10 protein-coding genes are annotated in these 11,896 nt (G+C 55.9%); 6 read left to right on the top strand and 4 right to left on the bottom strand.

The features are described 5' to 3' along the window. Nucleotides 1-60 precede the first annotated feature (60 nt). Nucleotides 61-327: a PAAR domain-containing protein gene (locus IEX86_RS12210; protein WP_188866414.1), complete on the top strand. Its 267-nt coding sequence runs from the start codon at nucleotides 61-63 to the stop codon at nucleotides 325-327. A 9-nt stretch (nucleotides 328-336) separates the two neighbouring features. Here IEX86_RS12210 and IEX86_RS12205 read toward each other — a convergent pair whose 3' ends face one another. Together IEX86_RS12205 and IEX86_RS12200 are read right to left on the bottom strand one after the other, a co-directional pair. Beyond that, complete coding sequence (locus IEX86_RS12205; RefSeq protein WP_188866413.1) at nucleotides 337-792, bottom strand: GyrI-like domain-containing protein; 456 nt, start codon at nucleotides 790-792, stop codon at nucleotides 337-339. 121 nt (nucleotides 793-913) lie between these two features. Further along, nucleotides 914-2,179 (bottom strand): Hsp70 family protein, encoded by a 1,266-nt coding sequence (locus IEX86_RS12200; RefSeq protein ID WP_188866412.1) that lies wholly within the window; start codon nucleotides 2,177-2,179, stop codon nucleotides 914-916. A gap of 305 nt (nucleotides 2,180-2,484) precedes the next feature. Here IEX86_RS12200 and IEX86_RS12195 point away from each other — a divergent pair, with 305 nt between their 5' ends. Beyond that, nucleotides 2,485-3,390, top strand: coding sequence for an AEC family transporter (locus tag IEX86_RS12195; RefSeq protein WP_188866411.1), 906 nt, complete (start codon nucleotides 2,485-2,487; stop codon nucleotides 3,388-3,390). 38 nt (nucleotides 3,391-3,428) lie between these two features. Here the strand turns inward: IEX86_RS12195 and IEX86_RS12190 are convergent, their stop codons facing one another. Next, a complete protein-coding gene (locus IEX86_RS12190) occupies nucleotides 3,429-4,622 on the bottom strand; it encodes a class I SAM-dependent rRNA methyltransferase (RefSeq protein ID WP_188866410.1) in 1,194 nt (397 codons plus the stop codon). A 159-nt stretch (nucleotides 4,623-4,781) separates the two neighbouring features. Beyond that, nucleotides 4,782-5,321 (bottom strand): type 1 glutamine amidotransferase domain-containing protein, encoded by a 540-nt coding sequence (locus IEX86_RS12185; protein WP_188866409.1) that lies wholly within the window; start codon nucleotides 5,319-5,321, stop codon nucleotides 4,782-4,784. A 159-nt stretch (nucleotides 5,322-5,480) separates the two neighbouring features. Between IEX86_RS12185 and IEX86_RS12180 the strand changes: the two genes are divergently transcribed. The 4 genes from IEX86_RS12180 (at nucleotide 5,481) to IEX86_RS12165 (ending at nucleotide 11,894) form a co-directional block, all read left to right on the top strand. Then, nucleotides 5,481-6,359 carry an HDOD domain-containing protein gene (locus IEX86_RS12180; protein ID WP_188866408.1) on the top strand — a complete coding sequence of 293 codons (879 nt, stop codon included), beginning with the start codon at nucleotides 5,481-5,483 and terminating at the stop codon, nucleotides 6,357-6,359. Between the two features lie 30 nt (nucleotides 6,360-6,389). Then, complete coding sequence (gene mutM / locus IEX86_RS12175) at nucleotides 6,390-7,202, top strand: bifunctional DNA-formamidopyrimidine glycosylase/DNA-(apurinic or apyrimidinic site) lyase (RefSeq protein ID WP_188866407.1); 813 nt, start codon at nucleotides 6,390-6,392, stop codon at nucleotides 7,200-7,202. A gap of 133 nt (nucleotides 7,203-7,335) precedes the next feature. Further along, nucleotides 7,336-9,270: an esterase EstP gene (gene estP / locus IEX86_RS12170; protein ID WP_188866406.1), complete on the top strand. Its 1,935-nt coding sequence runs from the start codon at nucleotides 7,336-7,338 to the stop codon at nucleotides 9,268-9,270. Nucleotides 9,271-9,455: 185 nt separating this feature from the next. Then, the gene (locus IEX86_RS12165) at nucleotides 9,456-11,894 is read left to right on the top strand and encodes a glycogen/starch/alpha-glucan phosphorylase (protein WP_188866405.1); all 2,439 of its coding nucleotides are present in this window, start codon (nucleotides 9,456-9,458) and stop codon (nucleotides 11,892-11,894) included. Nucleotides 11,895-11,896 lie beyond the last annotated feature (2 nt).

The following is an 11,896-nucleotide window of genomic DNA, read 5'->3' as shown; positions in this document are numbered from 1 at the left end:
CGGTATTTTTTCTAAAACCGCGGTAAAATGTGCGCTTTCATGTCCACAAGGAAAGCGCACATGGCCAACCCCGCTGCTCGTCTCTCTGACGTTAATGCCTGCCCCATGACGGGCCACGGTCCTAATCCGACCGTAACCGGCTCACCCGATGTCCTGATCAATTCCCTGCCTGCCTTACGTGTTGGCGATGCCAGTGCCTGTGGTGACACGGTAGCTGTGGGTAGCGCTACGGTTTTCATCAATGGCCAACCGCTGGCATACCTGGGCAGCGCAACTGCCCATGGCGGTGTCATTATTACAGGCTCCGGCGACGTAGTGACGGGCTGACCGAAAGCCTTAATAAATCGGTATGTACACGTTGATTTCGGAGCTGGAGTCGTCCGGGCCTTTGGAGCGCTCATCGTACCGTTCGAAACTGATGGCATTCTTTGGCTCCAGGCCACGTTCAGGCAGGACACGGGTATAAAGGTATTCGTAGGTCTCTGGAAGCGTGTCGGCGGTTCCGATATGCGTAAACTGCAGGTATTTCTGCGCAGGCACGTCACAGCGACGCATGCCTTCTGGTACAGGGGTGCTCTCATTGACCTTTATGCCGGCCATATAACGCAGTACCCCTGGCGGGGGGCTAAGCGTCAGACCAAACCACTGCTCGGGCGTATTGGGTAGTTGCAGTTCGGTTATTCGATGTGTGAAGTTATGCCAGAGCTGGGCGATGCTGCCACTCTGGCCATCGCCGGTGTACTCCAGGCCAACTACTGTGAATGCTGGCAGTTCGGTAATGCTGAGTGGCATGGTGTGCTCCTTGTATGCAAAAGCGGTCTCGCTCGAACAGGCTCATGAGAAAAGTCTCCAGTTGAGCCTGTTTCGATTCGTCTAGTTCAACCGCCTTGTTCAAGCAGAACACTGGGCAAGACTAGCCGTAGCGTTTGAAGGCCTCAATCGCAAGGCCACTGCCAATGCTACCAAACTGATCGCCCTCTGCTTTCCGTGCCTGGGGCAGGAGGTGATCAATACTCTGGCGAAGCGCCGGAATACCGCTTGAGCCACCTGTGTAAAAGACCGTATTGATCTGCTCATGGGCAACGCCAGCCGAGGCCAGCAGTTGATTAACGCTTGCCTGGATACGCTCAAGTAGCTGCGCGATAGCGTCCTCGAACAGGGGACGGGTCAGTTCAGCAGAAAGGTCTTTTTCGATATGCGACAGGTCCAGGCTCAACTGGTCGGCATGAGTCAGCTCTATCTTGCAGTTTTCCACCTGAATAGCCAGCCAGTGCCCGGCGCGCTGCTCGATCAGCTTGAATAGCCGATCCATCCCGACTGTATCCTGGGCATCGTAACGCATGTCTTTCAAGGCGAGCTGAGCCTTTTGACTGTATACGCTGTTAATGGTGTGCCAGGTTGCCAGATTGATGAAATGGCTGGTTGGCATCAGCGCCTGGCTTTTCATCAGGCTGCCATAACCGAACAGGGGCATGACGCCTTGAAGGCTTAGCTGCTTGTCAAAGTCAGTACCACCAATGTGTACGCCACCGGTTGACAGGATATCTGATTGGCGATCCGCCAGTTGTCGGCGCTCGGGAGAGAGACGTACTAAGGAGAAATCCGACGTACCGCCCCCAATATCAACGATCAGTACGAGCTCTTCCTGGTCCAATGTCCGCTCGTAGTCGAATGCGGCAGCGATGGGCTCGAACTGAAAGGAAATATCCTTGAAGCCCAGTTTTTGCGCCACGGCAACCAGCGTGTCCTGGGCTTCGCGGTCGGCTACTTCATCATCATCCACAAAGTAGACAGGGCGACCCAGCACGACGCTGTCGAACTCGCGCCCAGCGGTGGCTTCGGCACGGCTTTTCAGTGTGCCGAGGAACAGGCCAAGCAGGTCCTTGAAGGGCAGGGCACTGCCCAAAACGCTGGTCTCGCTCTTGAGCAACTTGGAGCCAAGCAGGCTTTTGAGCGAGCGCATGAGGCGGCCTTCATACCCTTCCAGATACTCGTGAAGCGCCAGGCGGCCATAAACGGGACGGCGTTCTTCTATGTTGAAGAAAATGACTGACGGAAGGGTCACCTTGCCGTCTTCCAGAGGAATAAGAATATCCGAGTCGGGCCGCAGCCAGCCAACTGTGGAGTTCGACGTGCCAAAGTCGATACCGCAGGCACGTGCGGGTAAAGCGATAGTCATGGTGCTGGTCCATCCAGAAGCAGCCGCACAGTTTATCGCGACTTGCCTGACCTGTCCGCCTGGTCAGGCAAAAGGTTCTGTTAGCGGGCTGTACAGCGGTAGCTTTCTGGAGGAAGCATCATGCTGGAAAGCTACGCGATTTGCTTAAAGGACTCTTGATGGCCATAGCCTTGCATTTGGCTGTTGATGTGCTGCATGTTCTGCTGTTCAGCTTCCCGCTGCGATTGTCCTAACCTGCTTGTTGCGGGTTTCTTATGGCGTCTGAAACCGGCGTCCCAATGGTTTGAGGCAAGGAGTAGACGTACATGGTGGTTGTCCTGGCAATCATGCCGGTCTTCGGGCTGATTGTGCTGGGTTACATATTGGGGTGGAGACGATGGCTGACACCAGAGTCCATGGGCGGGCTGACTCAGTTGGCGTTCAAGGTATTCATGCCAGCGGTGCTGTTCACAGGAATTGCCAAGGCGGACTTGCGCCATGGCTTGTCGCCCATGTTGCTACTCGGGTATTTCGGCCCAGTATTACTGGTCTTTTTGCTGGTCAATCTGTTCGTACATTGGCGTAAGCGCGAGCCTACAGCATTTGGGCTGACCGCCAGCTACTCGAACAATGTACTGATCGGTATTCCTTTGGTCGTCAATCTGATGGGCGCGGAAAACCTGGTCTATGTATTTGCCATCCTGGCCTTGCATAGCCTGACTCTGTTTGCCATGCAGAGCTTTTATACAGCCTTTGGCGGAACAGAGAAGGTCAGCACAAACGAGCTTTTAATGAGCCTTGCCAATCCGCTGATCATAGGGCTTATGCTAGGTGCTGCTCTAAACGTATCAGGCCTGACTTTGCCTGATCCTTTATGGCAAATTGCCATATGGCTTGCGCAGGCAGGCTTGCCATGTGCTCTGATCGTGCTGGGCGTGAACCTGTCCCGTTACCGGCTGCGGCCGAGCCTCACGGTGCTGGGCCTGACGGCAACCAAATTGTTGATCTTTCCCTTCGTGGTCTGGGCTTTGTGCCTGTGGCTTCCGGGTCTCAACGGTGCAGCGCGCAGTGTGCTGATGCTGATGGCCGCTTGCCCGAGCGGGGTTAATGTATTGGCCTTTGCCCGGACGCCTGAAGAGAGTCGGGTTGTGAGTTCGACGGTGTTTCTTTCAACGGTTCTGGCTGTGATTACCGTACCGTTGTGGATGGGACTGGTTGGGCTGAATAAGTGAATGGCCGCCCGGAAAGACCGGACGGCCAAGAGGCTTGATCAGCTTGGCAGAATGCGGCAGGTCAGGCTCTTGATGTAGCGGGTCTCAGGGATAGCCGGATGGACTGGATGGTCAGGCCCTTGAGCGCCACGCTCGATCATCTGAATATGACGGTCCAGATGCCGCGCGCTGCTTAGCAGCATTTCCTGCAGGTTATCCTCGGCCAAATGCATCGAGCAGGACGCGCTGACCAGAATGCCGTCCTTATTCAGCAAACGCATGGCCTGTTCATTAAGGCGGCGGTAGGCAGCCTCGCCGTTTTTCAGGTCCTTCTTGCGCTTGATAAAGGCGGGCGGGTCGGCCACGATCACATCAAAGCGCTCGTCGGCTGCCTTGAGCTCTTTGAGGGCTTCAAACACGTCACCTTCTACACAGGCCATCTTTTCGGCAACGCCGTTCAAGGCTGCGTTGCGCTCTACGCCATCCAGGGCAAAGCCAGAGGCATCTACGCACATGACTTCACTGGCGCCGAAGACAGCTGCCTGCACGCCCCAGCCGCCGATATAACTAAACAGGTCCAGTACGCGCTTGCCCTGAACATAGGGCGCAAGGCGGGCGCGGTTCATGCGGTGATCATAGAACCAGCCAGTCTTCTGGCCCTCAACAATAGGGGCCTCAAACTTCACGCCGTTTTCTTCCAGTGCAGCCCATTCCGGTACGTCACCGTAGGCGGACTCAACGTAGCGGGGCAGGCCCTCGGCTTCCCGAGCGCTGGAATTATTTTTCCACAGCACTGCCGCCGGCTTGAGCACCTGAAGCAGGGCCGCCAGCACGTCATCCTTGTGGCGCTCCATGGTGGCTGATGCCAGTTGCGCGACGATGACATCGCCGAAGCGATCTACCACCAGACCTGGTAGCAAGTCCGAATCACCGTAGACAAGACGGTAAAAGGGCTTGTCGAACAGACGCTCGCGCAGGCTCAGGGCCACTTTCAGACGATGAACGAGCAAGGACTTGTCCAATACATGCTTGGTATCGCGCGAAATCAGGCGTGCACAGATCAGATTGTGCGGAGACAGGGCAACGATACCGACCGGCTTGCCACCCGCTGCTTCGAGAATGGCTTGATCACCGGCCTGAAAGTTGGTCAGCGGAGTCGCTGCCACGTCGATTTCATTGCTGTAGACCCAAAGGTGCCCGGCGCGCAGACGGCGCTCGGCATTGGCTTTCAGTCGCAGGCTGGGCATGGTCATTTGAGGGACTCCAAGAAAAAGGGGCGAAGTATACCTGCCTTGGCGGCAAGGCGCCTTCACGCTTGAAGGTCAACCCTTAAGGATAGAAAGAAAGAAGACGTACGGATAAAAAAGCGGCCCGGCTGAAGCAGCGCGGGCCATGAGCCGGCAGGCTGGAGATCAGGCAGCGATCATGTTGATCAGCTCGCGATTAAAGGCGGGGATATCGTCGGGCTTACGGCTGCTGACGAGCTTACCGTCCACGACGACCTCTTTATCAATCCATTGGGCGCCTGCGTTTTTCAGGTCGTCCGTGAGTGAGGGCCAGCTGGTCATGGTCTTACCTTCGACCAGGCCGGCAGACACCAGAAGCCAGGCGCCGTGGCAAATAACGGCGATCGGTTTGCCGCTGGTGCTCGCTTCTTTGACAAGGGCCTGGGCACGGGCGTCGGTGCGGATGGTGTCTGAATTAACGACGCCGCCTGGCAGAACAACTGCGTCATAGTCGCCCATGTTGGCGGCATCGAATGTCAGGTCAACCTTGAACGTATCCGCCGGATCGGTATGGTTCCAGCCCTGTACAGTGCCTGACTTGGCAGAAATAATGTGAGTCTTGGCGCCTACCTTCTCAAGGGCTTCCTTGGGGCCGGTCAGCTCAGCCTGCTCAAAACCGTCAGTTACCAGAATTGCTACTTTTTTGCCCTCTAACGATGCCATCATGGAACCTCCATAAGGGATGTGATCTAGGATAAGTGGAGATACGTATCCACTGCTTCTGTATCAGTCGAACCCCTGAGAACAGGCAAGTTCCGCCTGCGATGAGTGGTTGCCCGATGAAGGGTGGGCTAAAATGTGAGGTCCTTCACAGGTGCCTGATTCATGTCGCTAGAGCTTCAACCCGAGCAGATTCGCCAAGCCCTTCAGGGAATAACCATCCCGCCTCAACCACAGATCATGGTTGATTTGCAGCTTGAGCAGCTTACTCCTGACCCCAGTCTTAAAGTCATTGCTCAACTGATAAGCCAGGATCCTGGTTTGGCAGGTGCGCTGCTCAAACTTGTCAATGCGCCTTGTTTTGGCCTGGCCAATCGGATCACCTCCATCCAGCGGGCAGTCAACCTCTTGGGGATCAATTCCGTCGTCAATCTCATTAATGCTCAGTCCATCAAGAGCGAGATGAGCGATGAGACCATTGTGACGCTCAATCGATTTTGGGACACCGCTCAGGATGTGGCGGAAACCTGCCTGACGCTGGCCAAGCGGACGGGATACCAGGCGCCGGATGAAGCATACGCCCTTGGGCTCTTTCATAACTGCGGCATACCGCTGATGCTGAGACGCTTCCCGGATTACATGGAAGTGTTAGAGGAGGCCTATGGACGGGTTGGGCCTGAGATGCGCGTTGTGGATACGGAAAATCGATACTTCAGCACCAATCATGCGGTTGTCGGTTATTTCACGGCGCGCTCATGGCGTTTACCGGCACATGTCGCAGATACTATTTCCAATCATCACAATGCCCATCGGGTGTTTGTCGAAGGTGATATTGGCACTGTGCCGATGAAAAACCTGCTAGCCATCCTGAAAATGGCCGAGCATATCTGTGGCTGCTATCGCGTGCTGGGTAACCAGGCTCAGGATGCCGAATGGAATCTGGTCAGCAGTCAGGTGCTGGACTATATCGGCCTGTCCGAGTATGACTTCGATATGCTCAAGAACAACATCCTTGAAATGGGGCTAGGGCACATCCATTTCTAAGGCTGGACTGTTTTTTCTGTCGAGGGCTGAATGCCTGAATTACCTGAAGTCGAAACGACCCGGCGTGGTATTGCCCCACATCTGGTAGGACAGCGCGTCTCCCGCGTTATCATTCGTGATGCCAGACTGCGTTGGCCGATTCCGGAAGATCTGGATATTCGCCTGTCCGGCCAGAAAATCGAGGCGGTCGAGCGGCGCGCCAAGTACCTTTTGATTCGTGCCGAAGCGGGTACGCTGATTGCCCACCTTGGCATGTCGGGCAGCCTGAGAATGGTGCCGGTTGGTACGCCTCCGGTTAAGCACGAGCATGTGGATATCGAGCTGGAATCAGGCCTTTCGCTACGTTACACCGACCCACGTCGCTTCGGCGCCATGTTGTGGTCCCATGAACCGCTGGACCATGTGTTGCTCAAGTCATTAGGGCCGGAGCCGCTGACCGATGCTTTCGATGGCAGCCGGCTTTATGAGATGTCCCGTGGCCGCTCTATGGCGGTAAAGCCCTTTATCATGGATAACGCCATTGTGGTGGGCGTTGGCAACATCTATGCGACTGAAGCTCTCTTTGCAGCGGGTATTGATCCGCGTCGGGCGGCGGGCAGTATTTCCCGCGCGCGCTATGACTGCTTGGCTCAGGAGATCAAACGCATTCTGGCACTCGCTATCGAGTCAGGCGGTACGACCTTGCGGGACTTCGTGGGCGGCGACGGCAAGCCGGGCTATTTCAAGCAAGAGCTGTTTGTCTATGGCCGGGCGGGTGAGTTCTGCAAGAACTGTGGCTCTGGCCTGCGCGAGATACGGTTGGGCCAGCGCGCCAGTGTCTATTGCGGTAAATGCCAGCGTTGAGTGACTTCACGTGAGCTAATTCTCTTTCTGCAGTCCGCGTGTTAATGAGCGGGCTGCATGGCGTTAAATCCTGGTCTAGGCTGTGGTCGCTTGCAAAACAGCAGAACTGACCTCACAAGATTAAGGATAAGCCATGTCAGTCCGTCGTCTCGCTCTTGCTTCCCTATGCGCCGCAATTTCTCTTGCGAGCGCGGCTCACGCTGCACCTAACCCCTACAGTCATCTGGTCGTCTTTGGCGATAGCCTGAGCGATTCAGGGCAGTTTCCTGACCTCAACGGCCCGCTGGGCTCTTCGCTGCGCTTTACCAACCGGGTAGGGCCCACCTACCAGCCGGGCAGTGGTGAGCCAGTCGGACCGACCAGTGTCATGCTACTAGGCGGCAGGCTAGGTTTTTCCAGCCAGGAGCTAGGGCCTTCTACGTCGCTCATCAATTCTATCCTCGGCCTTCCAGAGGGTAACAACTGGGCCGTAGGCGGCTATCGAACCGATCAGATCCTGGCGTCTATCACCGAAGAGAACGGCTCGGTCGTCGCCACCAACGGCCTGACGCTTCGTAGCCGGGATGGCTATCTGGTCGACTTGGCGAATAGGGGCGAACGTCTGGATGCCAACGCACTGTTTTATTTGACGGGGGGCGGCAATGACTTCCTTCAGGGCGTAGTTACATCGCCTGCTACAGCCCAGGCTGCTGCTAATCAGTTGGCTGCCAGTGCCAGTGCTTTGCAGCAGGCTGGCGCTCGCTACATTATGGTCTGGCTACTGCCTGATATCGGACTGACGCCTGCCTTGAGCGGAACCGCACAGCAAGCAGGGGCTTCACAGCTGAGCACGGTGTTCAATAATCAGCTTGTATCGCAGCTTTCGACCATTGATGCGCAAATTATCCCCTTAAACGTGCCGCGGCTTTTGAGCGAAGTGTTGGCAAATCCCGCCCCTTATGGCCTGGCTGCGAACCAGAACCTGACGGCGACCTGTTTCGATGAGTGCACACAGCAGAACGCTACATATGGCATTGACAGCGCCAATCCTGATCCGACACAGCTGCTCTATAACGATCGCGTACACCCCACGATCACCGGACAGCGGCTGATCGCGGACTATGGCTATTCAATTCTGACAGCACCATGGGAGCTGACATTGCTTCCAGAAATGGCTTACGGCTCGCTAACGGCTCATCAAGGCCAGCTGTATTCGCAATGGCTAAGCGACCGCAATCATTGGCAGGCGGTCGGAACATGGAATTCCTTTGTATCCCCTGGTGGGTTAAGCCAGGATTTTGATGGGCAATCCAGCAGCGTCAGTGGTGATGGGAAAGGCTACAGCCTGGATCTAGGGGGAAGTTACCGCCTGAATGACAGTTGGCGAGTGGGTGTGGCAGCAGGCGTTTACAAGCAGGATTTGGAAGTGGGTGCTGCCGACTCTCGATATGATCTGCGCAGTTACTTCGCTACGGCCTTCGCGCAATATCAGCAAAACCATTGGTGGGCTGACCTGGCCTTAACGGGTGGGCGGCTGGACTACAATGACCTCAAACGTACCTTTGCCCTGGGCTCGGCCGAGCGCAGCGAAAAAGGCGATACCAATGGCCATCTTTGGGCACTGAGTGGGCGGCTGGGCTTTGACTTGGCTCAGCCACAAAGCGCTTGGCATCTGTCGCCGTTCATCAGTGCCGATTATGCCCGGATCACGGTGGATAGCTATTCAGAAAAGAGCAATCGGGCGACAGCACTGAATGTCGATGATCAGAAGCGTCGTTCACGCCGTCTGGGTGCTGGCTTGCAGGGCCAATTCGAGCTGACGACCAGAACACAGGTCTTTGCAGAGGTCGCCCGGGAAAAGGAGTTCGAGGATGGCACCCAGGATCTTACGATGTCACAAGTTGATCTGCCTGGGCTGAGCTATACATTGCAGGGCTATACCCCCTCTGATCGGCTGGATCGTGCGTCGGTAGGAATTAGCCAGCAGCTGACCGACGACGTGGTACTGCGTGCGAGCTACTCCTACCGCAAGAGCCGTGAGGATGATGTCCAGCAGTCTGTTGGTCTCGGCGTGTCGTGGCAGTGGTAAAGAAGGCCCGAAGTGGGAATCGACGCATAAAAAAGTCGTCGATTCCTTGGACCTATTTGCCGTTTCGACCTACAAAGATAGGTATGCATCCTTAATCATGGGCCGGTCGATGCGTCTCGCCAAAGGGTTTCAGGCGCCCCTGCCGGTCAGCCTATCAGTGTTCGTTATACCGAGGTTGTTACTAGATGACGAGAGCCCGTTTCATTTCGCCTAACGAAGTTGCAGCTCTGCGTTCCAACATCCTTTCCAAGCTGACCTATGACGTAGGCAAGGACCCTGAGCATGCTCTGGACCATGACTGGTTCATGGCAACTGCCCTGGCGACACGCGACTATATTGTTGATCGCTGGATGAGCCGTACGCGAGAGGCCTATCGGACCAACCAGAAGCGTGTCTACTACCTCTCCCTGGAGTTTCTAATTGGCCGCCTGTTGATCGACAGCTTGTCCAACCTGGGCATTCTTGAGGAAACACGCCGCGCGCTGGCGGACCTGGGTGTAGATCTTGAACGTATCCGGGGGCTGGAGTCTGATGCTGCTTTGGGTAATGGGGGCTTGGGACGCCTGGCGGCCTGCTTCATGGAAAGCATGGCTACGCTGGGCATTCCCTCCCATGGGTACGGTATTCGTTACGAACACGGGTTGTTCCGTCAGGTCATTGTTGATGGCTTCCAGCAAGAGCAGCCAGAGAATTGGCTCGATTTCGGTAATCCTTGGGAGTTCGAACGTGCCGAGGTAGTGTACGAGATTGGGTTTGGCGGCCATGTCACACCTTATGAGGGCGATTCATTGCGCCAGGTGTGGACACCGGGTGAGAAGGTTCGCGCTGTAGCTTACGACACGCCCATCATGGGCTGGGGCGGGGAAGGGGCCAATACGCTGCGCCTGTGGCGCTCCCGTCCGGTAGAGAACATCAAGCTGGACACCTTCAACGCAGGGGATCACGTGGGTGCCGTAGCCGATCAGGCCCGTGCTGAAAGCATCTCCCGCGTATTGTATCCGGCTGACAGCACCGAGGCAGGTCAGGAATTGCGCCTGCGCCAGGAGTATTTCTTTGTTGCGGCTTCGCTGGCTGATCTGACCCGTCGCCATATCAAGCAGCACGGCGACATCATGAGCCTGCCCGAGCATGCGGCTATCCAGCTCAACGATACCCACCCAGCCATTGCTGTAGCTGAGCTGATGCGCCTGTTGGTGGATGTATATGGCCTGCCATGGGATGCAGCCTGGAGTACGACGGTCAATACTCTGTCCTATACCAACCACACGCTCCTGCCTGAGGCATTGGAGACCTGGTCGGTCTATCTCATGGAGCGCCTGCTGCCGCGCCACATGCAGATCATCTACATGATCAATGCACAATTCCTCGACTCGCTCCGGGCGCGGGGCGAGACCGATGGTTCCATGCTGTCTTATGTGTCCTTGATCGACGAAAGCCATGGGCGTCGGGTACGCATGGGCAATCTGGCCTTTATCGGTTCGCATAAGGTTAATGGTGTATCGGCGCTTCATACCGAGCTGATGCGCAAGACAGTATTCCGCTCCATGCACAGGCTCTTTCCCAATCGGATCAACAACAAAACCAACGGCATTACATTCCGCCGCTGGCTCTACCAGGCCAACCCTGCGCTGACTGACCTATTGGTAGATGTGCTGGGGGACGAGGTACAGCATGATCCTGAAAAAGCGCTCCCCCGGCTCAAGCCCTATGCCAACGATGCCAATTTCCGGGATCGTTTTGCCCGTCAGCGGCTACATAACAAAAACAGCTTTGCCGAACTGGTAAAGAAGAATCTGGACGTCACCCTCAGTACCGACGCGATATTCGATGTGCAGATCAAGCGTATCCATGAATACAAGCGGCAACTGATGAATCTGCTGCAGACCATTGCGCTGTATCAGGCTATCAAGGACAACCCCAACGGTAACTGGACGCCTCGCGTAAAGATCTTTGCAGGCAAAGCGGCTGCCAGCTACCACCAGGCCAAGCTCATCATCAAGTTGGCCAACGATGTTGCCAGGGTGGTGAATAATGATCCTGCCATTCGTGACCTGCTCAAGGTAGTGTTCCTGCCTAATTACAATGTGAGCCTTGCAGAGGTGATCATCCCGGCGGCGGACCTTTCCGAGCAGATTTCTACAGCCGGACTTGAGGCATCAGGCACCAGCAACATGAAGTTTGGTCTGAACGGCGCGCTTACCATTGGCACGCTAGATGGCGCGAATGTTGAGATGAGTGAGTTCGTTGGCCAGGAGCACATGTTCATTTTTGGGCTCAAGGCAGCGGAAGTCGAGGAGCGCCAGCGCATGGGCGGTAACTCTTCAGACATCATTAACCGCTCGCCGCGGTTGTCTGCTGTGCTTTCAGCCATCCGCAGTGGACAGTTTTCCCCAGATGACCCGTCGCGTTACAACGGTCTGCTGGATGTGCTGACCTGGCATGACCGCTTCCTGGTATGTGCTGACTTCGATGCGTATTGGGATGCACAGGTGGCTGTCGAGCAGCGCTGGAATCAGCCAGATGAGTGGTGGCGTTCGGCGGTCATTAACACGGCCAGCATGGGCTGGTTCTCTTCGGATCGGACCATTCGCGAATACGCTACGGACATCTGGCAAGTCTTGTAAGT

Source organism: Pseudomonas asuensis, assembly GCF_014646755.1.
Lineage (GTDB): Bacteria > Pseudomonadota > Gammaproteobacteria > Pseudomonadales > Pseudomonadaceae > Chryseomonas > Chryseomonas asuensis.
The sequence above is the reverse complement of the archived record's forward strand: the minus strand, read 5'-3'. Positions and strand labels throughout refer to the sequence as shown.